At 32.8% G+C, this 22,974-nt stretch carries 22 protein-coding genes; 12 read left to right on the plus strand and 10 right to left on the minus strand.

Features of this window, described 5'->3' with window-relative positions; translation table 11 throughout:
• Positions 1-629: 629 nt before the first annotated feature.
• Positions 630-2,030, plus strand: coding sequence for a selenocysteine-specific translation elongation factor (selB, locus tag METIG_RS01650; RefSeq protein WP_013798501.1), 1,401 nt, complete (start codon positions 630-632; stop codon positions 2,028-2,030).
• A gap of 83 nt (positions 2,031-2,113) precedes the next feature.
• A complete protein-coding gene (locus METIG_RS01655; RefSeq protein ID WP_013798502.1) occupies positions 2,114-2,530 on the plus strand; it encodes a hypothetical protein in 417 nt (138 codons plus the stop codon).
• Between the two features lie 179 nt (positions 2,531-2,709).
• Here the strand turns inward: METIG_RS01655 and hjc are convergent, their stop codons facing one another.
• The 5 genes from hjc to purC form a co-directional block, all read right to left on the minus strand.
• A complete protein-coding gene (gene hjc / locus METIG_RS01660) occupies positions 2,710-3,096 on the minus strand; it encodes a Holliday junction resolvase Hjc (protein ID WP_013798503.1) in 387 nt (128 codons plus the stop codon).
• 529 nt (positions 3,097-3,625) lie between these two features.
• A complete protein-coding gene (gene serB / locus METIG_RS01665) occupies positions 3,626-4,264 on the minus strand; it encodes a phosphoserine phosphatase SerB (RefSeq protein WP_013798504.1) in 639 nt (212 codons plus the stop codon).
• A gap of 189 nt (positions 4,265-4,453) precedes the next feature.
• Positions 4,454-5,551 carry an ATP-binding protein gene (locus METIG_RS01670; protein ID WP_048055485.1) on the minus strand — a complete coding sequence of 366 codons (1,098 nt, stop codon included), beginning with the start codon at positions 5,549-5,551 and terminating at the stop codon, positions 4,454-4,456.
• Positions 5,552-5,765: 214 nt separating this feature from the next.
• Positions 5,766-6,017, minus strand: a complete 252-nt coding sequence (purS, locus tag METIG_RS01675) for a phosphoribosylformylglycinamidine synthase subunit PurS (protein WP_013798506.1) — start codon at positions 6,015-6,017, stop codon at positions 5,766-5,768.
• 19 nt (positions 6,018-6,036) lie between these two features.
• Entirely contained in the window at positions 6,037-6,759 is a 723-nt protein-coding gene (purC, locus tag METIG_RS01680) for a phosphoribosylaminoimidazolesuccinocarboxamide synthase (protein ID WP_013798507.1), read from the minus strand.
• 202 nt (positions 6,760-6,961) lie between these two features.
• Between purC and METIG_RS01685 the strand changes: the two genes are divergently transcribed.
• The 4 genes from METIG_RS01685 (at position 6,962) to METIG_RS01700 (ending at position 10,753) form a co-directional block, all read left to right on the plus strand.
• The gene (locus METIG_RS01685) at positions 6,962-8,200 is read left to right on the plus strand and encodes a methanogenesis marker 15 protein (protein WP_013798508.1); all 1,239 of its coding nucleotides are present in this window, start codon (positions 6,962-6,964) and stop codon (positions 8,198-8,200) included.
• 48 nt (positions 8,201-8,248) lie between these two features.
• The gene (locus METIG_RS01690; RefSeq protein WP_013798509.1) at positions 8,249-8,812 is read left to right on the plus strand and encodes a methanogenesis marker 17 protein; all 564 of its coding nucleotides are present in this window, start codon (positions 8,249-8,251) and stop codon (positions 8,810-8,812) included.
• 382 nt (positions 8,813-9,194) lie between these two features.
• The gene (gene cobT, locus METIG_RS01695; RefSeq protein WP_013798510.1) at positions 9,195-10,277 is read left to right on the plus strand and encodes a nicotinate mononucleotide-dependent phosphoribosyltransferase CobT; all 1,083 of its coding nucleotides are present in this window, start codon (positions 9,195-9,197) and stop codon (positions 10,275-10,277) included.
• A gap of 23 nt (positions 10,278-10,300) precedes the next feature.
• The gene (locus tag METIG_RS01700) at positions 10,301-10,753 is read left to right on the plus strand and encodes a methanogenesis marker 6 protein (protein WP_013798511.1); all 453 of its coding nucleotides are present in this window, start codon (positions 10,301-10,303) and stop codon (positions 10,751-10,753) included.
• 54 nt (positions 10,754-10,807) lie between these two features.
• Here the strand turns inward: METIG_RS01700 and METIG_RS01705 are convergent, their stop codons facing one another.
• The 3 genes from METIG_RS01705 to METIG_RS01715 all read right to left on the minus strand — a co-directional run bounded on the left by METIG_RS01705 (position 10,808) and on the right by METIG_RS01715 (position 14,318).
• Entirely contained in the window at positions 10,808-12,484 is a 1,677-nt protein-coding gene (locus METIG_RS01705; RefSeq protein WP_013798512.1) for a hydantoinase B/oxoprolinase family protein, read from the minus strand.
• A gap of 63 nt (positions 12,485-12,547) precedes the next feature.
• Positions 12,548-13,267, minus strand: a complete 720-nt coding sequence (locus METIG_RS01710; protein ID WP_013798513.1) for a hypothetical protein — start codon at positions 13,265-13,267, stop codon at positions 12,548-12,550.
• Between the two features lie 43 nt (positions 13,268-13,310).
• Positions 13,311-14,318: a M24 family metallopeptidase gene (locus METIG_RS01715; protein WP_013798514.1), complete on the minus strand. Its 1,008-nt coding sequence runs from the start codon at positions 14,316-14,318 to the stop codon at positions 13,311-13,313.
• A gap of 273 nt (positions 14,319-14,591) precedes the next feature.
• Between METIG_RS01715 and METIG_RS01720 the strand changes: the two genes are divergently transcribed.
• Both METIG_RS01720 and METIG_RS01725 read left to right on the plus strand, forming a co-directional pair.
• Positions 14,592-15,353: an ABC transporter permease gene (locus METIG_RS01720; RefSeq protein ID WP_013798515.1), complete on the plus strand. Its 762-nt coding sequence runs from the start codon at positions 14,592-14,594 to the stop codon at positions 15,351-15,353.
• A gap of 55 nt (positions 15,354-15,408) precedes the next feature.
• A complete protein-coding gene (locus METIG_RS01725; protein ID WP_013798516.1) occupies positions 15,409-16,173 on the plus strand; it encodes an ABC transporter ATP-binding protein in 765 nt (254 codons plus the stop codon).
• Positions 16,174-16,326: 153 nt separating this feature from the next.
• Here the strand turns inward: METIG_RS01725 and thsA are convergent, their stop codons facing one another.
• Entirely contained in the window at positions 16,327-17,952 is a 1,626-nt protein-coding gene (gene thsA / locus METIG_RS01730) for a thermosome subunit alpha (protein ID WP_013798517.1), read from the minus strand.
• Between the two features lie 186 nt (positions 17,953-18,138).
• On the opposite strand from thsA, the gene glmM reads away from it, so the two are divergent.
• Together glmM and glmU are read left to right on the plus strand one after the other, a co-directional pair.
• A complete protein-coding gene (gene glmM, locus METIG_RS01735; RefSeq protein WP_013798518.1) occupies positions 18,139-19,503 on the plus strand; it encodes a phosphoglucosamine mutase in 1,365 nt (454 codons plus the stop codon).
• A 506-nt stretch (positions 19,504-20,009) separates the two neighbouring features.
• Positions 20,010-21,272, plus strand: a complete 1,263-nt coding sequence (glmU, locus tag METIG_RS01740; protein ID WP_048055486.1) for a bifunctional UDP-N-acetylglucosamine diphosphorylase/glucosamine-1-phosphate N-acetyltransferase GlmU — start codon at positions 20,010-20,012, stop codon at positions 21,270-21,272.
• Here glmU and METIG_RS09190 read toward each other — a convergent pair.
• Entirely contained in the window at positions 21,228-21,395 is a 168-nt protein-coding gene (locus METIG_RS09190; RefSeq protein WP_245527620.1) for a hypothetical protein, read from the minus strand. The two genes, glmU and METIG_RS09190, sit on opposite strands and share 45 nt — an antisense overlap.
• A 246-nt stretch (positions 21,396-21,641) precedes the next feature.
• Between METIG_RS09190 and METIG_RS01745 the strand changes: the two genes are divergently transcribed.
• Together METIG_RS01745 and afpA are read left to right on the plus strand one after the other, a co-directional pair.
• Complete coding sequence (locus METIG_RS01745; protein WP_013798520.1) at positions 21,642-22,112, plus strand: deoxyuridine 5'-triphosphate nucleotidohydrolase; 471 nt, start codon at positions 21,642-21,644, stop codon at positions 22,110-22,112.
• 160 nt (positions 22,113-22,272) lie between these two features.
• Entirely contained in the window at positions 22,273-22,845 is a 573-nt protein-coding gene (afpA, locus tag METIG_RS01750; protein WP_013798521.1) for an archaeoflavoprotein AfpA, read from the plus strand.
• The last annotated feature ends 129 nt before the right edge of the window (positions 22,846-22,974 follow it).

Below are 22,974 nucleotides of genomic sequence, written 5' to 3' on the forward strand. Positions count from 1 at the left end.
TTTAAAAAATTTATAAAAATTTATTAATTCTTTAATTTTTGGGGGTTGAAATATGATTGGAATTATATTTTACTTATCAGTATTTATATTCTCAACAATTATTGCTTATTTTGTTCCACTGAATTTGGATGTACTTTACGTTTTAATATTATTTTTTCTAATTTTACATTCTTGCATTGTAGTTAGTTTTTTTAGGATTTTTAATAAAGTTTCTAAAAAAGATATAAAAATGCTCACATTGTATATGGCCAGTATATTGATATACGGATGCATCTCATTGCATCTGTTATATTTATCAATTTTTAAAGGTTTTGATGATAAGATCCCAAAGTTCATTAGTGTGTCTTTCATTTTGATATCTATATACATAGTCATCAGATATATTAAATTTCGTAAAGGAAAAAATATAAAGAGGCATTATTTAAAAATAAAACATAAAGGTTAACTATCCAAACTTTTTAAAATTATTTTTGCAATTAGGTTGTAATTTTCCACTTATTAATGTCCGAGACTATAACCAGTATTTTAAAAATTTTTGCAGTTATATTTCAAAATTTCCTTAACGCACACAACTATATATTTTACAAATTTTACAAAATACACAAAATAAAAAATTTACGGTGATTTTGATGATAAATGTAAATCTTGGAATTTTTGGACATATAGACCACGGTAAAACATTACTCGCCAAACAACTAACTGAAATTGCCTCAACATCAGCATTAGATAAACCCCCAGAATCAAAGAGGAGAGGAATAACTATAGATATTGGGTTCTCATCATTTACCTTGGACAACTATAGAATTACATTGGTTGATGCTCCAGGACATGCGGATCTAATAAAAGCAGTCGTTGGGGCAGCGGATATTATTGATTTAGCTCTACTCGTTGTTGATGCGAGGGAAGGGCCAAAAACCCAAACAGGAGAGCATCTCTTAATTTTGGATTTATTTAATATCCCAACCATTGTTGTGATGAATAAGATTGATATTGCATCAGAGGATGAGATAAAAAATACCGAAACGTTCATGAGGGCCATTTTAAATTCAACGAACAATTTAAAAAATGCAAAGATTGTCAAAATTTCTGCAAAAGAAGGTATTGGAATTGATGAATTAAAGAAGACACTTAAAGAGACATTGGACAACATGGAAATTAAGAGAGACGTTGACAATTATTTCAAAATGCCAATAGACCATGCGTTTTCAATAAAAGGTGTAGGGACGGTTGTCACTGGAACTATACACAAAGGAAAGGTTTCTGTTGGAGATGAGATGAGAACATTCCCAATAAATGTTGATGTTAAGGTTAAAGGTATCCAATGTTTTAAGAAGGATGTAAATGAAGCTTATGCAGGAGATAGAGTAGGGATAGCATTGCAGGGAGTTGAGCCAAAGCAAATTTTTAGGGGGTGTGTTTTAACCTCAAAAGATACAAAATTGGAAGTTGTGGATAAAATCGTCGCAAAGGTGAAAATTTCTGAAATCTTCAAATACAATATAACTCCAAAGATGAAGGTGCATTTGAACGTTGGGATGATGGTTGTTCCAGCAACTGTTGTTCCTTTCCAAAAGATGAATTTTGAAGGAAAAGAGGTGAATGTAATATTAAATGAAGTAAAGGGAGGGGACGAATGCTATTGTGCATTTGAGTTGGAAGAGAAGGTTGTTGCTGAAATTGGGGATAGGGTTTTAATAACGCGACTTGACTTACCTCCAACAACATTAAGGATTTGTGGACATGGAGAGATCGTTGAATTTAAAGGAGTCAAAGAATTAAATATAAAGAAAATAGTCACCAGAGAAGGAAAAGTTGTGGCAAAAAAGGACAAACTATTTGTCGAGGGTTTGGCATCCTCAAAAACATCAGCGGAGAAACTTATTGGAGAGGTTGTTTATGTTCCTTCAAAGAATATAAAGGGAGTTATAAAAGGAACATTTGGAACCAAGGGGCATTTGGTTGTGGAATTTGATGGGGATGTGGAAAAGGGGGACACAGTTATTCTAAGGAGATTGAGAAATTGGGGATAAAGTTTAAATTTGTGAACCAATATATACCATTAAATAGCATTGTAAATTACTTCTGTATATTCAGGTGGTAAGTGAGGGGTAAAATGTTTACAATGGGTATTAAAGAAAAGACGTTATCTGTTAAATGTGTTGAGGGAAATATTGTACTGGAATTAAAGAAAGAGGATGGGGAAGAAATAAGCTCTATAACATTAGATAAAGAATCAGCATCATTGTTTGTTGTGTTGTTAAATGAGGGTATTGTTGTCGCAGAAAAGATAAATAAAGATTTTAAAAAAGAAGGAATAATGTTGAAAAAGATACAAGACGTAGGAACATGTTTTGCAAGCGATGGGAGGCTTTCAATAGCAGTTCTTCCAGCAGATGAAAAAAGGACAGCATCTATGATAATAGGCATGCATAAAGAAAATGGGCATACATCAATTGTTATGAAACCTAAAAAAGCAGCATATTTGGGTTTAGCAATTACAGAAATAATAAAATCGCTCATTAATAATTAAACTAAAAATGAGCAATATAATCATTTGCATTATAAGTGGTTAAAAATCCAATAAAATTAAATGAAGAATTGTGCTTTATTTTAGAATTCATTTTAACTTCTTTCAAAAATTTTGTTATGTAAAATAAATGCAAAAATCCACAAATGGTTATAAAAAATAAAATAAAAAATTAGATAATTTCATTCGAACTTAACTTGCTTTCCTTCTCCTACAAGTTCTTTGAAATCTATGGCAATAACTTGTATTTTTTTATATTCTAAGGCGTAATTTTTTCCATCCGTATGCAATAGATAGGGGTTTATAAATAACCACTTTCCTTTAATTTTTAATGCAAGGTATGGTTTTCCCCCAAAGGTTTCTGAGAATGATATCAGCTTATCAATATCTTCTTTTTTAACATAAAATTTTTCTTTTGATGTTGATTTACATTCAAATATATAAATATTTCCATTTTTTCCAGCAATTATATCTACCCCATGACTCCCCGCGCTCCTCACTACAGCAAAACCTTTTTTCTCAAGAGCCCTTTTTAATTCCCTCTCAAAATTACTCCCTTTCCTATACATCATTCTCACGAATTTATAGCCGTTCAAAACTGTTTAGTTTTTTGTGAGTATTTGTGAGGATATGTGTGTTTAATGAGTTTTCGATATATTTATATAGAACTTTATAAAGATAAAAAGATAGATGGGTGGAGCTTGGGGTCATCTCGGAGCGAAGCGACGAGAACTTAAAAACCGTTAGGTTTTTATGTCCACGACAGGGGTAGAGACACTCTTGTGTGGTTGATGACGCCCAAGTCCAATATGGGTATTTACTCACCAATACTCATATTGGACAGACCCCAGTAGCAAAACTTTCTGAATTGAATTAAGTTATAAATTTAAGTTGTAAATTGCTAATATATGTAGTTATAATTGAGAAAAAATCTTTTATATTTATTCAGAATTTGCTCATAATCTGGTTTTTTATTATTGAATTTAAATGCTCATTCGTTCTCCCGAATCTGTTTACACACTTTTTGTATTCTATTTTTTACCCTACCGTGTTTAAATTTTTTAATTGTGCATTACCCTTCGTCTAAATAACTCTCATTTAATCTATATGTTTTAAAATTTCCCTTAAGTCCTTTTTTTCAATGCAAATATCCGCCTTTTCTTTTAAAATTTCTTTTGCACAAAATGCTATTTTTAAGCCCGCCTTATTAAACATGCTAATATCATTTGCACCATCACCAACAACAACAGTATCTTTTAAATCCACACCTTCTTTTCTTGCAATCTCTTCCAATATGTCCCCTTTTGCAGTTTCAGACATTACTGGACCCCTAACTTCTCCAGTCAATATACCATCTTTCTCTATGAGTTCATTTGCATAGGCATAATCGAGTCCAAGTTTTTCCTTTATTCTATTAACCGCTATATCAAAACCTCCGCTAACAACACCAATAACATAACCTCTCTTTTTTAGTTCTTTAATTGTCTCTTCTGCACCGTTCATTAACTTTATATTGGACACTGCTTTCTCTACTTTCTCAACTGGAAGACCTTTTAAAAGAGATACTCTTTTTCTCAGTGATTGTTCAAAGTTTAATTTTCCTTCCATGGCTTCTTTGGTTATTTTCTTTACTTCTTCCTCAACACCAGCCTCTTTTGCAATTTCATCTATAGTCTCACAATCTACCAAAGTACTATCAAAATCAAATAGTATTATTTTTTTCTTTTTCCCTTCCATTTAACCACCAAAGGGGTTATTTTAAATTTTTAATCAATTCGTGCTTAGTCTGTTGTATGGTGGAATATATAGTTGTTCGCCTTACAAATGCACTAAAATAAAATGGCAAAACAAAGTTTTGCCATAAAATAATGACTACCTTCATTAAGGGGATAGTCAAACATTCCTTATTTAATTCAGAAAGTTTTGTCACTGACTATAAACCACTTTCTTAATAGCATTCCATACTAAGAATGATTGTGGTTTTAATGTTCCTTCCTGTGGGTTAAGAAAGAGTATGTTTTCTTTAATTAAAAATTCCTTAGTATCTTCATCTATTGTGTATTCATCTATTAAATATTCTTTTTTAAATAAAGAAAGTGCATTTACTACTTTATTATAGTCTATTCCTTTGAATTTATTATTTTTTATTCTAATGAGTAATTTTTTTAGTTTAGAGACCTCTATTTTAATCATTTCATCTAAAATAGTATTTAACTCTTTATACCTCATTTTATCAATAACTTTATGAATTAATATGGGTTTTCCACCAACTGTGGAATAGATTAACTCTTTTTGTTCTTCTGATAGGGGTTTATTTAATAATTCTTCTGCTAAAAAATCCATAAATCTTAAAGCCATCTCTTTATCAAAATCATCTACCAGGATATAGTCAGACCTATCCTTTAACTCCCCAGTATTATAAACATACTCAATAAATAAACTATCGGAGGTTAGACATAGACAGTGAGCTAAATGCCGCTCTTTTGTAAGAGATACTAAAAATTGAAATAAACTTTTTAGTAATGGTCTTTCACCATTCATTACAATGTCTTTAATCATTTGGAGTTCATCTAAAATAAATACTGGTTGTATGCCTTTGTTGTTTAAACTTATAAATAAATCTCTTATAAATTTGAAAACCAATCTCCCTTTTTCCTTTTCTCCAAACAATCTATCCAATAATGGTTCTGAAATTTTTATACCATAAGAGATATTTATAATATCATTTAATCCTTTTGTAAAATATTCAATATATTCTCTCATTTTATTTGATTTGCTACTTTCATCTACCTCAAATAATGCTTCTACAAAGTTATTCATTGACGAAATATCATACTCTCTGAAATTAACATAAAAGACAGCATATTTCTTATTTGATTTTTTTAATTCATTGTTTATTATGTGATTTATTAAAGTAGTTTTACCACTGTTTATAGGACCATATATAAAATATATTAAATTAGGTTCTCCCTCTATGATTACTGAGATTTCTTTAATTTCTTTTTCTCTATTGAAGAATTTCATGATTTCACCATTAGTATATAATGTGGAGAGCATATTAAAATTATAGTCAGTGACAAAAGGTATTAAAATTAATAAGGTAAAAATGACTACCTTCATTAAGGGGATAGTCAAATTCCTTATTTAATTCAGAAAGTTTTGTCACTGACTATAAATACATTTTTAATAAAGTTCTTACAATCCCAATATTAAAAACATTAAAAAAAGAGAAATAGATTTATTCAATCTTTTCCAACTTAATCTCATAGTCATGAATTACAGGGTTTGCCAACAGTTTTCTGCACATTTCGTCAACTTTCTCCTTAATCTTCTCTTCATCATCCCCTTCAATCAACAACTCTATACTTTTGAAGGTTTTTGCATCTTTAACTTCATTATATCCCAAAAAGTTCAAAGCCCTCAATATTGTCCTACCTTCTGGGTTCAAAACACCTTTTTTTAATTTGATAGTGACTATTGCTTTATACATTAAAATCCCACCTTTATTTTTATAGGCATCCAATTTTTTCAGCAACGATTCTATATTTTGCTATGACATCACCTAAATCTTTCCTAAATACATCCTTGTCAAGAACGTCTTTTGTTTCTTTGTCCCACAACCTCATTGTGTCTGGGCTTATTTCATCTGCAACGACAATTTTGCCATCTTTTGTTCTTCCAACCTCTATTTTGAAATCAACCAAAATTATTCCCTTCTCATCAAAGAATTTCTTCAAAACCTCATTTACCTTCAAAGCTATATTTTTAATCTCCTCAAGTTCTTCTTTTGTTGCCAAGCCCAATGCAATGGCAATATCATCGTTTAACATTGGATCTCCGTATTCATCGTTTTTATAGTCAAATTGAACAATTGGTGGATTTAACTCTTGCCCTTCTTTGAATGGGTATCTTCTACATAAACTTCCTGCTGCAATGTTTCTAACTATAACCTCAATTGGAATGATCTCAACTTTCTTTGCAACCATGTACCTTGGCTCAATATATTCAATAAAGTGTGTTGGAACTCCATTTTCCTCCAAAACCTTAAACAACTTTGTAGATATTAATGCATTTAAAAATCCTTTATTTTCTTTTACATCGTGCTTTGCTCCATTTCCAGCAGTGATATCATCCCTAAACTCAATTAAAACCTTCTCATCATCTATCTCATAAACTGATTTTGCCTTTCCCTTGTGTATTGGTGGGTTCTTTATTATCTCATTTACGTCCATACTTTCACCAGATCTTGATTTTAGCAACCTTTATTTTAAGTTTTGATTTAAATAATTATCGTATGCATGGGAACAAAATAATATTTTTAATACATGTATGTTAAAGTTTATCAATAACAACAACAAAAATGAATGTGTGTCTTTTTTATATACAATTATACCATATATGTAGTTTATTGAATAAGTGCATTGGTGGTAGTTAATGGTAAAAATTGCGGAATTGACTTGTGGAGCAGAATACAGCGGAGTTCAGAAAGAAATTGAAAAGGCAGCTGCAGCTGTTGGCGGAGAAATTATCTTTCCAGAAGTTGATTTGGATTATATTGATAAGGTTGAGGAGTATTTAGGGTTTGAAGTTGCATCAGCAAATTTAAAATTGATGTTTGCAAGGGCAATGTCCATAATTGAGGGTAATACTGATGCAGAGGCAGTATTTATAGCGACATGCTTTAGATGTGCTGAAGGAGCATTGGTTAGGAATGAGGTTAGAAGATTGATTCAGCAACATACAGATTTGCCTGTGGTTATGTATTCATTCACCGAGAGAACAAAGGCATCTGAACTTTTAACAAGAATGGAAGCATTAGCAACAATTGTAGAGAGAAAATCATTATTGGCAAGGAAAAAGCAGGAGGGTATTAGCTTAGGTATTGATAGTGGTTCAACAACAACAAAAGCAGTAGTGATGCAGGATAATGAGGTTGTGGGAACAGGATGGGTCTATACAAGGGATGTAATAGAATCTGCAAAAGAGGCCGTTGACAATGCATTAAAAGAAGCAGGATTAAAAATAGAAGATATTGAGACCATTGGAACTACTGGATATGGTAGGCATACAATTGGAGAATACTTTAAGGCTGATTTGATTCAGGAAGAGTTAACCGTAAACTCAAAAGGGGCTGCATTTTTGGCAGATAAGCAGGAAGGAGAGGCGACAGTTATTGATATTGGAGGAATGGATAACAAAGCAATATCACTAAACAATGCAATCCCAGACAGCTTTACAATGGGTGGTATCTGTGCTGGGGCAAGCGGTAGGTTCTTTGAAATTACTGCAAGAAGATTAGGAGTCTCAATCCAAGAACTTGGGGAGTTAGCAGCTAAAGGAGACTGGAGAAAAATAAACATGAATAGTTATTGTATCGTCTTTGGTATTCAGGATTTAGTCACTGCATTAGCAGAGGGGGCAAAAGCAGAGGATGTTGCTGCAGCAGCGGCACATTCAGTTGCAGAGCAGATTTATGAGCAACAGTTGCAAGAGGTTGATGTTAGAGACCCAGTTATCTTGGTTGGGGGAAGTAGTTTGTTGAAGGGAATGGTTTTAGCATTAGAGGAAATTTTAGGTAGAAAAATTATTGTTCCACCATACTCCCAACACATTGGGGCTGTTGGTGCTGCACTATTAGCATCAGGATTTAGATACATGAAGAAAAAGGATTAACATAACTTATTTTATTTTTTAATTTTTAAAAATTATATTGGGGATAACATGGCAGAAATATTTGTGGATTGTAAGGACGAGGCAGGAAAAAAAATATATACAAAAATAATTCAAACGAGTCTTGAGGATTTGATACTTGGAAAATCTATTTTGGAAGTAAGGATGATTATAAGGGAGGATGAGCCCTATTTTATAATAGGAGTGTTACCAAAGCAAACAACAAAATTGATTAGGTTGAGGGATTTTGCAAATATTGAGGAAACAAAAAAGGTTGATGGGAAAACAATATACAAAATAAAAATAGAGGATGAAACATATTTACCTCAACTCCTTGAAAAGATAAACATTATTGACCAGCCATCAAGATTTGAAGTTGTGACAGATTCCCCAGTAGATTTGGATATGGTAGTTTATGACGCAAAAAAGGACTTCATAGCAAAGGTTCTTGATTTTATGAATAGAGTGTTCCCAGAAGGTATGAGGGTTAGGAAGACATTCTATGGAAAAGCAATAGCATCTATAGCATCAGAAAAACCATTTAAAAAAGAATGGTTGGATGTAGCTTTGAAATTAAAAGAAGAGTTGGAAAATACCAAAATAATAGGATTCTAAATTACATATAAATCCAAATAAAAATTTTTTATGCTAATATTTCCAAATTTTAAATTAAGTTAAAAATAGTATCAATTTTTTCTAAAACAATTAAATAACAATTAAATAACATTGAAAGTTTAAAATGTTTAAAATAACATAAAAAGTGGTGTCAGTTCGCCCATCTATCATCATGCATCAGCAGCTACTCCGGTCATCATCCACCGTTATTATATTAGTGTGGAACATTATATAAATAGTTTTATAGTTTATGATACAAGGAGTTTATAAATTAATTTTACCATAATTTAATTTTCTGTGCTTAATGAATTTTAAGTACTTCACTAATTTATGAAAATTATCCAAATTATGTCTAAACTTAAATAAGATACAAAGTGGGAATATGTCATTGATAACAATTAACGAGAATGGATTTTTAGATGAAATAAAGGGTAAAAAAGGATTGTTTTCTTGTGTTATCTCATCTATTGAAACAACAAAATATGTCCCTATCTCAGGTGTGCATAGGGATGTTATTGCCTACACTCCAGCTGCTGATATGGAGTTGGTGGTGTTGGGGAAAAGTATTTGTCTTCCCACTCCACCAATAGATGCAACTGGCTGCCCTTCCCCAGCAACAATTACAAGGGCATGCGTAGATTTAAAAAACATTCCCGCTCTAACCATTGATGCTGGATGTTTTGTTAAGCCAAACGTTCCATACATAAAGGTAAATGAAAACCCCACTGGAGATATAAGAAAAGGAAAGGCAATGAAAAATTCAAAAGAGTTATTTGAAAAGGGCTATACCCTCGGAAAAAATTTGATTTATGATTGTTTGATTGTTGGAGAGAGTGTCCCAGGAGGAACAACAACTGCATTGGGAGTTTTGATTGGTTTGGGTTATGATGCAGAGGGGAAAGTAAGTTCTGGTTCAGTAAATAACCCACACGAGTTAAAAATGGAAGTTGTAAGGAGTGGATTAAAAAGTGCGAAAATAGAAATTGGGAAGAGCAGTGTTTTTGATGTTTTAAATGCTGTTGGAGATACTATGATGCCTACTGTTGCAGGTATGGCAATTGCAGCAGTGGAAAATAAAAAGCCAGTAATCTTGGCTGGTGGAACACAGATGGCAGCAGTTCTTGCGGTTATAAAGGAGATAAATAAAGATGCCATAAAAAGTGGATTAATTTCAATAGGAACAACAGAATTTGTATTAAATGACAAAAATGCTGATTTAAAGGGAATTGTTGAGCAGATCGGGGATGTTCCAATACTCGCATCAAAATTCTACTATGAAAAGGCAAAAATTGATGGTCTGAGGGCATATTGCAGAGGTTCTGTAAAAGAGGGTGTTGGTGCTGGAGGTATTGCTGCTTATGCGTATATAAATGGATTAAAGCCAGATGATGTTAGAAGATATGTAGAAAACAACTATTATAGATGGTATAAAAATATAATAAATATGGAGATAAACAAAGAGTAGGTAAGAAATGTTAAGGTGAAAAAATGAAGACAAAGGTAATTGTTTTAGCAGATAATGCAGAAACTACACCTTCAAAACTATTCAGATTTTTAAATTCATTGAATTATGACATAAATGTTAAGGAGACATGTTTTGGGGCATATATTGAAGGAGAAGATGATGTTGTTGATAAAGTGGCAAATATAGTTAGAAATCTTGAAAAAAATAGGATATTTTGTAAAGATAGAGGATTCCCAATTTGGGATAAGAGGAGATGTAGGGCATTTAGAGGAGGGGGTCCAAGAGAAGGTTTCCACCAATTAGAAGCAGAGCAAAAGATATTGGATAAAATTGCAAAGGCATTAGATGAGATTGAGAAAGAAGGAATTCATCAAATAGATGAAATAGAAAAAGAAAAAGTAGATGACAAGACTAAAAAACTTGATGTTGAAACATTTAAAAAGATTATTGATGAAGAATTTAAACATAATCAGTGACAAAAGGTATTAAAATAACATAAAAGTGACAAAAATTTCTACAAACGACTATATTTAATGCCTCTCTTTAAAATCAACAATCAATTTATCTCCTTTTTTAATAATTTTTACTTTGTAATCACGATATGCGGAATCAATAGATATTTTTCCATCCTTCACATCTTCTAAAATTAAATCTATATTCCTTTGGCTTGGGGAGCCGTAGCCTCCACCACCAGGCGTGTTTATAACAACAACATCTCCGCTGTTTAATGTTACTGTATCCTTTCCAGATAGTGGGATTTTTTTACCGTCCCTTATAATATAATGCTCTCCAGGAGAACCATTATAACCCCCATTAACCCCCCAAGGAGAAATTTTTATCCTTTCAGCAATTAAAGACAATGTGCAATCTGAAAGAACCTTATAAACTCTTCTTATCCCCAAACCACCCCTATACTTTCCAGCACCACCAGAATCTTCCCTCAGTGAGTATTCAAGAACTAAGATTGGATACTCGTTTTCTATAACCTCAATTGGAGTGTTTAGTGTGTTTGTCATGTTTGCATGTACTCCATCAACACCATCTTTATTGTATCTTCCCCCAAATCCTCCTCCAATGGTCTCATAAAACGCCCATCCTTTGCCTCCAATAACCACGTTGTTCATACTCCCATTTGATGCTGCAGGAACTTTGTCTGGGAAGATGTTGTATAATGCCTTAAAGATAACATCAACAATCCTTTGAGACGTTTCAACATTTCCAACTGCTACAGGAGCAGGTTTTTTTGGATTAACTATTGTTTCTTCTGGAGCAATTATATCAACAACCCTAAAAATACCATGGTTCATTGGCATCTCTGGGTCTATGATGGATTTTAATGCAAATGATGTTGATGCAACAGTAACTCCATAAACGGCATTTAATGGGGCATCAATTTGCTTGTGGGTTCCAGTGAAATCAACCCTTATTTTGCCTTTATTTATCTCAATCTTTACATTTATATTTATTAATTTATCCTTATACTCGAGATAATCAACTCCCTCACAAGTGCATTGGATATCTCTAATCTTTGATTTTAGGTAATTTTCCGTATAGTCTAAGCTCCTTTTCCAGGATTCAACAACATCCCTGCAAGTGTATTTATCCATCAACTCTAAAATTCTCTCAACACCAATATTTAATGAGGATATTTGGGCTTTTAAATCCCCAATTGTAAATTTTGGAACTCTTACATTGGAAGTTATCAATTTTAGAAGTTCTTTGTTAAGTTCCCCATTTTCAACAAGTTTTGATGGGGGAATTATTAAGCCCTCTTGATAGAGTTCTTTTGCATCACTACTTATACTCCCCGGGACTTTTCCACCAACATCAACGTGATGGGCTTTATTTGCAACATATCCAACTATCTCATCATCATAAAATATTGGCTTTAAAAGAGTTATGTCATTCAAATGTGTCCCTGCTATGTATGGGTCGTTAACAATGATTATATCATCTTTTTCAACATCAATGCCTTCCCTACTTAAATAATCAATTATATTCTTAACTCCAACAGCCATGCTTCCCAAATGCACTGGAATGTGCTCTGCCTGGGCTATTAATTCTCCGTTGGATGATAAAATAGCACAACTAAAATCCAACCTATCCTTAATATTTGGAGAATAAGATGTGTTCCTTAAAACAATCCCCATTTCTTCTGCAATGTATGATGTGGAATTCCTTATTACTTCAATGGTGATTGTATCCATAGTATCACAGAATTTTGTTGGTTATAGGTATTTACAACAATCTTTTAGGTGGAAAATAAAAATTTAGATTTTATCCAACTCTACAAACAACCCCGGGGCAAGGATGTCGTGAGTATATTTATATTCTTTTCCACCATGAGACCTCGTCTCATTTATGAATTTTGGCAAGACATGCCCCAAAATCAAAGTTGGATACTTTAAGGAAGGGATTTCATATCTATAATCAACAATTGTCCAATAGCCAAGATGCTCAAACTTGTCAATGGTTATGCACTTCAATGTAGGAACTGTTATTGCCCTCCCTCCGCACTCACAAAAGTCCTTATCAGAAGGTAACAAAATCCCGCAACTCTCACAGACGTTCCTTTCAGTTTCAATTATCTTTAAAACCCTCAAAGCAACATATCTTGATTCCTTTCTGTTTTCAATTTCGTTGTAGAAGAACTCTTCCTTTATTCCAGTTATAAATGGCTGTTGTAACGCTACTTTTTTCCATTCATTTATGGTTTTTTCATCAATTTCTGTTCTTTCAAATACGCTCTCCCTTGATAATTCTAAGATATTATTTTTTCCAATAAATGCTCCTTTTATTAAAAAGTCCCCAATTTCAGGTTTTTTTATTGTGAAAAAATGCCCTAACCCTTGCTCAGATAAATAGATTCCTTTGTATGTTCTTCCATATTTAGTATTTAACACTATATATCCAAGAACTCTTGCTAACACTTGTTCTTCTGATAAATCAATTTTTGGCACTTCAATATTTAGCAAATCCTCTAATCTCACAACTATCACCCTTAATTCTTAATTAATAAATTTTTTAAGGCCTTTAATATTTTGCATTGCTCAATTTTTTAAAACCATTCTTTTTAACCAAATATAAATCCTCAATCCTAACTCCAAACTCATCCTTCAGATATATCCCTGGCTCGATAGTTAAAACCATGCCCTCCTTTAAAACAACGTCTTCTTTTGCTTTAATGGATAAAGTTGGGCTCTCATGCACTTCAACGCCAACCCCATGACCAAGAGAGTGAATGAAATATTCTTTATACTCTCCCATAAACTCCCTCGCAATTTCATCAAGTTCCTTTGCTGAAACACCCTCTTTTAAATGCTTTTCAACTTCCTTCTTAGCATTAGAAACAATATCATAAACTTCTTCCATTTTCTTTGAAGGATTTAATAAAAACGTCCTTGTTATATCTGAGCAATAACCCTCATATACTGCCCCAATATCAACTAAAAGAATATTTTTTATTATTTCATTTGAGGGCAATTCATGAGGATAGGAAGTTTTTTTATCGGAGATAACTATGGTGTCAAAAGAAGGTCTGATACTCCCATTCTTTTTCATAACATATTCTATTTCTGCAGCAAGTTCGTTTTCGGTTTTATTACCTATGTTCTCAAGATTTTCCATAATATATTTTACTGCCTTATCGCTAATCTCTGCTGCATTCTTTATTAGTTTTATTTCACTTTTATTTTTTATCATTCTCATTTCTTTGATTTTGTCTGAGATTATTTTGTAGTCCTTGCTAATGTGTTTTAGGAATTTTATTGGTAAGGTTTCTTCAATGCCGTCACAACCCTCAAAGATATCTTCCCACTTCTCAAAAATCTCCACTCTTAAATTATCTTTCTCATATTTCTTTGCCATTTCATAATCTAACTTAGGGACATATAAAATTCCCTCTTCCCCTTCAAAAACTAAAACTGAAAAATTTGGTGGATACCTCTCCAAAAAATAATTTATATTCTCTTTTTTTAAAATCACTGCCTTTTTTATTTCATTCTCATGCAAATATTCCACAAATACCTTAATTTTGTCCATTCTATCCACCCCAAAAATCGAAATCTTTATATTGCACTAATGTGTCTTAATTAACCAAATATTAATTTTTAATTTTTTATTATTTGTTCGTAATTGTTTATATGAAATTTACATATGGATGTAGCATATAGTTGTTTTGTAATTAGGTAATGCCTTTAAATAAATGTTTAGAACATTACTAAACTGAGAATTTGAGCAGATTGTTCTGAACTCTCATAGATAAATTAGCTTTAAGCAAATTAAATTTAAAATTTAAAAAATGGAAGGGGTACTATGAAATTACTTAGAAATTTAATACTGCCAGTGCTTGGGGTTGTTCTTTGGGAAGTATTTGCAATATATCTAAACAATCCAGTTATAATTCCAAAAGTTGAGAGTGTGCTAAATGTCTTACTTAATCCATGGACGGGAATTTTAGGGACTGGAAATTTAATAGATAATACATTAATAAGCATAAAGAGAGTTATTTCTGGCTTTATTGTTGCAGCGCTTGTAGCAATTCCATTGGGTATTTTGATGGGATATTATTCTTTTGTTAATGATTTGTTTGATACGGTTATTGAGTTATTAAGACCTATCCCACCTCTTGCATGGGTTCCGTTGGCATTAGCATGGTTTGGAATTGGAGAGACGTCAATGTTATTCATTATTTTCATAGGGGCGTTCTTTCCAATTCTAATAAACACCATATCGGGAGTTAAAGGTGTTCCAAAACCATTAATTGAAGCGGCTTTAACTCTGGGAGCAAAAGAAAAAGATATTTTAATGAAAGTTGTTATTCCTGCCTCATCGCCAAGCATCTTAACTGGATTAAGAGTTGGGGCTGGGATTGCATGGATGTGTGTTGTTGCTGCTGAGATGTTGCCGGGTAGTGATGCGGGATTGGGGTATTTGATTATGTATGCATATTCATTGAGTAGGATGGATGTAGTCATCGCTGCGATGGTCATTATTGGATTAATTGGGCTAATCTTAGATAGAGGGCTTAGATTTATTGAAAACAGATATTTCAAATGGAGAACCATGATGAAATAATTGATATTTAAAATTTTTTAATTTGATTTTGAATAAATGGAGAAAGGTGTAACTGATGGCAAAACTGGAGTTAATAAATATCACAAAAAAATACATTACAGAAAAAAAGGAGATCCTTGCCGTGGATAATGTAAGTTTGTCTGTAGAGGAAAATGAATTTATATCCATTGTAGGGCCGAGTGGTTGTGGTAAATCAACATTATTGAGGATTATAGCAGGATTAGAAAAGCCCACAAGTGGAAAAGTGCTGTTGGATGGGAAAGAAGTTAAGGAGCCAAGTGCTGAAAGGGGGATGGTGTTTCAGCAATACACACTAATGCCATGGAGAACAGTATTAAAAAATGTAACATTTGGTTTGGAAATTAAAAAAATTCCAAAGGAAGAGCAGATAAAAATTGCAAAGAAATTTATAAAGATGGTTGGATTAGAGGGCTTTGAGGATGCTTATCCATACCAACTTAGTGGAGGAATGCAGCAAAGGGTAGCGATAGCAAGGACTCTTGCAAATGATCCAGAAATTGTATTAATGGATGAACCTTTTGGAGCGTTGGATACACAAACGAGGGCAATACTTCAAAATGAACTTTTAAAGATCTGGCAAAAAGAGAAAAAAACTGTGCTTTTTGTTACACATAGTGTTGATGAGGCAGTGTATTTATCGGACAGGATTGTTGTAATGACTGCAAGACCTGGAAAAATAAAGAAAATAATACCCATTGAACTAAAAAGGCCAAGAGATAGAACAAGTATAGAGTTTTTGGAATACAAAAAGAAAATTGTTGATGAATTAAAGGATGAGGTTTTAAAAGCAATGAAATAAAACCATAAGATCTATTGTTTTTTAAAATTTTATTATAAACTTAAAAAAATAACCTAAATTCTATATTTAACTTCGTATATTCAAAAATTAATGTATTCAAATTAATAAATAATTTAGAAAAATAAAAAATTAAGAAAATTTAGTTAAGGGGATTTAGAAGTCGCCTCCCATGTCTCCCATGTCTGAATCTCCTTTGTCTTTATCTTTGTCTAATTTCTCTGCTGCGATGACGTCGTCAATTCTCAACAACATCTCTGTTGCCTCTGTTGCTGAGATGATTGCTTGTGTCTTGACTCTTAATGGTTCAACGACACCTTCCTCTAACATGTCAACGACTTCTCCAGTGAAGACGTCTAATCCAAGTGTTACTCCGTCTCTTTCGTGTTTTGCTCTTAAGTTGACTAATGTGTCAATTGGATCTAATCCTGAGTTCTCTGCTAATGTTCTTGGAATGACTTCTAATGCATCAGCGAATGCTTTGACTGCCAATTGTTCTCTTCCTTCAACAGTTTCAGCGAAGTCTCTGATTCTTCTAGCTAATTCAACTTCTGGTGCTCCACCACCAGCAACAATCTTACCGTCTTCAATTGTACATGCTACAACTCCAATTGCATCATCAATTGCTCTTGCAACTTCTTCCATTACATGTTCTGTTGTACCTCTGACTAATATTGTTACTGCTTTTGGATGTTTGCAGTCTTCAACGAATATCATTGCATCTCCAGCAACTTTTCTTTCTTCAACTAATCCAGCTTCACCTAAGTCTTCTGGTGTTAAGTCTTTGATGTTTGTGACTATTTTAGCACCAGTAGCTTTTGCTAATTTCTCCATGTCTGATTTCTTGACTCTTCTAACTGCTAAGATACCTGCTTTTGCTAAGTAGTGTTGTGCCAAGTCATCAATACCTTTTTGACAGAATACAACGTTTGCACCGGTTGCTTTAATCATGTCAACCATTTCTTTTAACATTTTCTCTTCTTGTTCAATGAATTCCATTAATTTTGCTGGGTCTGTAATTCTAATTTCTGCATCTGTTTCTGTTTCTTTGACTTCAATTGGGCAGTTTAACAATGCAATTTTTGCGTTTTCTACTTTCTTAGGCATTTGTGGGTTGACTCTCTCTTTGTCGATAACGACACCTTTGATTAATTCAGTTTTTTCAATTGGTGCACCTTCTTTCTTCTCAATCTTAATTAAGTCTTTGTCAACTTTACCGTTTTCGTCAATTACTGTTCTTACAGCTTCAACAATAACTTCTGCTAATTTTTCTCTTGCTTTTTCAGCACCTTTTCCTGTAATTGCAGTCATTGCAATTTTCTTCAACATTTCAACGTCATCTGGTTTTATGTCAATTGCAATGTTTTCTAATTCTTCTAATGCTTTTTTGAGTGCTAATTGGTATCCGTTGATGATTATTGTTGGGTGAACGTTTTGGTCTAATAATTCTTCAGCTTTTCTTAATAATTCACCAGCAATAACGACTGCTGTTGTTGTACCGTCACCAACTTCTTTTTCTTGTGTTTTTGCAACTTCAATTAACATTTTTGCTGCTGGGTGTTCAACACTCATTTCTTTTAAGATTGTAACACCGTCGTTTGTGATGACAATGTCACCTAAGTCATCAACTAACATTTTGTCCATTCCTTTTGGACCTAATGTTGTTCTAACTGTTTCAGCAATAACTCTACCTGCTAAGATGTTCATTCTTTGAGCATCTCTACCAACGTATCTCTTAACATTTTCTGGTAATACAATAACTGGTTGGCCCAATGTTGCCATCCTCCCTCACCTCACTATTTCTTTTGAACTTCGTCGGTATGTATATGATAATGAACTTCTATATAAATCTTTTGGTTTTGTTTATATTTGTGACACAATCATGAAAGAAATTAAAAAGAAATTAATAAATAAAGATTACAAAAAATAACAAAACAAAAAACACTGAAAAATTGTTAGGTGTCATCAATGAAACTCTTTGGAACTTCAGGAATAAGGATGAAAAACCTTGATCCAGAAATTGCATACAAAGTAGGGTTTGCACTATCAAAAAAAGTGAACAATGTTGTTATTGGAAGGGATACAAGAACAACAGGAAAGTTAATAGAGAGTGCATTAATAGCAGGCCTGTTGAATGGAGGTAGCGAGGTAGTAACAATAGGTATGGTTCCAACACCAGTTTTAGGATTTTCTGCGAGGGAATATGATGCAGGCGTTATGATCACCGCTTCTCACAACCCTCCAGAATATAATGGAATAAAGATTTTTAATAACGATGGAACCGCATATAGACCAAGTCAGGAAGAGGAGATTGAAAACATTGTTTTTAGCAATGGCTTTAAAAGGGCTTCATGGGATTGTGTGGGGGATGTTTGGGAGGATAAGAGAGCGTTGAAAAAATACATGGACTTTATTTTAAAAAATGTAAACATAGAGACAAAATTCAATGTGGTTGTAGATTGTTGCAATGCTTCTGGAAGTTTGGTCTCTCCATATTTATTTACTGATGTGGGATGTCATGTTATATCGGTAAATGCCCATGTGGATGGAAGATTTATAGGAAGGATGCCAGAGCCAAATGAAAAGAATTTAAAGAACACAATGGCAATGATTAAAGGACTAAACAATAAAGATGGAAATTATATTGGTATTGCACATGATGGTGATGCCGATAGGATGATTGCTATTGATGAAAAAGGTAGGATGACAGATTTTGATAAACTTTTGGCTGCATTTTCAAGATATATTGTTGAAAAAACTGGTAAAAAAATAATAATAACAACAGTTGATGCATCAATGGTTATTGATGAATATTTGGAAGATTTGAATGTTAAAGTTATTAGGACAAAAGTTGGAGATGTTGCGGTTTCAGAGGCAATGCAAAAATATAACGCATTATTTGGAGGAGAGCCGAGTGGAACATGGATTCATGGGGACATTCATCTAACACCAGATGGAATTTTGAGTGGTTTGAGGATTTTGGAGATGATGGAGTTTTATGGTAAAAAATTATATGAGATAATGGACGAAATCCCATCCTATATAAATTTAAGAGAGAAAGTTTCATGTGAAGATGAGAAAAAGAAAAAAGTAATGGAGTATGTTATTGAGAAGGGAGAGAGTTTATTTAAAACAACCCCTGAAACCGTTGATGGAGCAAGATTTAATGTAGAGGGTGGGTGGGTTTTAATAAGACCTTCAGGAACTGAACCATACGTAAGGGTTAGAGTTGAGGCAAAAGACAATAAAACTGCAAAAGAACTTTTAGAAAAGGGAATAAAATTAGTAAATGAAGGTTTAAAATTGGGGTCTGTCCAATATGAGTATTGGTGAGTAAATACCCATATTGGACTTGGGCGTCATCAGCCACACAAGAGTGTCTCTGCCCCTGTCGTGGGGACCCCAAGCTCCACCCATCAGGTAAGCAACCAATCCCCGCCCCTTGTCGGGACTCCAACAACTCCCCCATCTGAGGCGGTTCATCTTATAAGTTAACTTTATGTAATAAAACCATATATAAATTTTTACTAAAATAAGGGATTGTCGAATAATTATCAAAGGTGGATGTGTGGGAATTATTCACAACTGTAAAATCCCAACATTTCGCGTTTATGAGGCAAAATTTTACACTTTTTATTATCCAAATAACATTAACATTTAGTAATAACCTACTACAATGACTTCGTATTTTTCGACAACCTCCTAAAACAATAATCACTTTTACTCACTAAAAACCAACTGTTAATTACGGTATAAAAAATAATTTCATGTTTTTATTTTATTTTAATTTATTTAATTTTTAATTAATTTTTAAATAATAGATGATAATAGGTGAAATAATGGATGCAGTAATTTTATGCGCTGGAAAAGGGGAACGCCTAAGGCCTTTAACAGAAAACAGACCAAAACCAATGATACCAGTTGCAGGAAAGCCTATTTTAGAGCATATTATTGAGAAAGTTGAGAATTTGGTGGATAATATTTATTTGGTTGTTAAATATAAAAAAGAAGTTATCATTGAGCACTTCAAAAACCGCCCAAAAATCAAATTTTTAGAGCAAGGGGAGATAGATGGAACTGGACAGGCAGTTTTAACCGCAAAAGATTATGTTGATGGTGATTTTTTGGTTTTAAATGGGGATATTATTTTTGAAGATGATTTGGAAAAGTTTTTAAAATGCAAAAATGCCATGGCACTAACGGAGGTAAAAAACCCAGAGAACTTTGGAGTTGTCGTTTTGGATAAAGATAACAACATCATAGAACTCCAAGAAAAACCAGAAAACCCAAAATCAAATTTAATAAATGCAGGTATTTACAAATTTGAGGATGAAATTTTTGAGATTTTAGAAGATATTGAGCCATCTGAAAGGGGAGAGGTTGAATTAACCGATGCAATAAAGGAACTCATCAAAGATAGGAAAATAAAGGGCATTAAGTTGGATGGTTATTGGAACGACATAGGAAGACCATGGGACATTTTGGATGCAAATAAGCATTTATTGGGAAAAATAAAAACCAGTATTAAAGGAAAAGTTGAGGAAAATGTTGTTATTAAGGGGGAAGTTATTATAGAAGAAGGAGCAACTATAAAAGCAAATTCTGTTATTGAGGGTCCAGCAATCATTAAAAAAGGTGCCGTAGTTGGACCTTTAGCGTATATAAGACCAAACACTGTTTTGATGGAGAATACTTTTGTTGGAAACTCTTCAGAGGTTAAAGGGAGCATAATAATGAAGAATACAAAAATTCCTCACCTTTCTTATGTTGGAGACAGCATTATTGGAGAGAACTGTAACTTTGGGTGTAATACAATAACGGCAAATTTAAGGTTTGATGACAAACCAGTTAAGGTGAATATAAAAGGAAAAAGAATTGGTAGCGTTAGAAAATTAGGGGTTATAATGGGCGATAATGTAAAAACAGGAATCCAAGTTTCATTTATGCCGGGAGTTAAAGTGGGAAGCAACTGCTGGATTGGAGCAAATTGTTTGATAGATAAGGATGTCGAAAGCAATACTTTTGTCTATAAAAAAGAGGAGAAAATAATAAAAACTCTAAACACTATTGGGGGTCTGTCCAATATGGGTATTGGTGAGTAAATACCCATATTGGACTTGGGCGTCATCAGCCACACGAGAGTGTCTCTGCCCCTGTCGTGGACATAAAAACCTAACGGTTTTTAAGTTCTCGTCGCTTCGCTCCGAGATGACCCCAAGCTCCACCCATCTATATTTTTATCTTTCATAAAGTCCTATATAAATATATCGAAAACTCATAAACACATCCTCACAAATACTCACAAAAAACTAAAAACAGTTTTGAACGGCGTAGGATTTAAGAGATAAATTAATAATAAAAAACACAATGCACAATAACAAATCCTAAAAAATAAAAAACAGCATTAAAACAAATTATTTTAAATTAGAATACTCAATATCTAAAATTAGAAAATCTAATAGGTGAAATTAATGCTTATTGGAGCAAAAATATCAAAAAATTTTGTCAAAGTTAAAGATAATATTCAAATCCAGCAGTGTGGAATTGATTTGAGAGTTGGAAAAATTTATAAAATTGTTGGGAAAGGAACCATTGATTTTACAAATGAAAAAAGGAAGCTTCCAGCATACATAGAGGTTTTTGACTCTGAAAAGGATGTGAAAATAGACTTAGAACCAGGGGTTTATATTGTAAAAACAGCAGATAAAATAAAAGTTCCTGAAAATGTTGCCGGATTTGCATATCCAAGAAGTTCTTTGTTAAGAATGGGAGCAACACTATATACCGCAGTTCATGATCCTGGATACGAGGGATATCCTGCTTACTTACTACACGTTCTAAATCCAATAACCATTTATAAGCATGCAAGGATTGCTCAGATTGTTTTTGTTGAGTGCAGGGATGTTGCTGGATTGTATGAGGGCATATACAATGAAAGATAAAAATTAATAAAAAAGTTGCATTAATAAAATAGTAAAAAGGTTATTCAAAAATTTAATATTCTTCCAAAAATTAGCATCAGTTGGGAAATAAGAAAATTAAGTTATAAAAATAATATAAGTTATATAAAAATATAATTATTCTGTTGTGGAGGTAACATATATGTTAAAAATCGCATGGGGAATTACTGGATGCGGAGATAAACTGCCAGAAGTCGTTGAAATAATGAAGAAACTAAAAAATAAATACAATTTGGATGTGGATATCTACCTTTCAAAAAATGCAAAGATTGTTGTGAAGTGGTATAAGTTATGGGAAGTTTTGGAGGATGAATTTTATGATTTGAGAGTTGAGGTTAATTCAAATGCCCCATTTTTGGTTGGGAAATTGCAAACTGGCAAATATGATTTGTTTTTAGTCGCTCCTGCAACAGCAAACACAACGGCAAAGATTGCCTATGGGATTGCTGATACTCTAATAACCAACTCAGTTGCTCAAGCAATGAAGGCGAGAGTTCCAGTTTACATATTTCCACCAGATAACAAAAAAGGAAAAATAGAAACACTTTTGCCAGGAAATAAAAAATTAACCTTATATATAAGAGATGTTGATGTTGAAAATGTTGAGAAAATTAGAAGAATGGAAGGAATTGAGGTCTTAGATAACCCTGAGGATATAGAGAAGGTTATTTTAAAACATATAGAAATGAAAAAACAAAAAGAAAACAAAAAATGAATTTTTATCATTTTTTCTATTTTTATCATAAAAGTTAATGTCTTTTAATGGAAAAATATTGTACTACTGCAACATTTAATATAGATTTATATTTTGCTAATTTAAGTGCTATCCAATAAGATTTTGCCT

The sequence above is a fragment of the Methanotorris igneus Kol 5 genome (assembly GCF_000214415.1).
Taxonomy (GTDB): domain Archaea; phylum AGJL01; class Methanococci; order Methanococcales; family Methanococcaceae; genus Methanotorris; species Methanotorris igneus.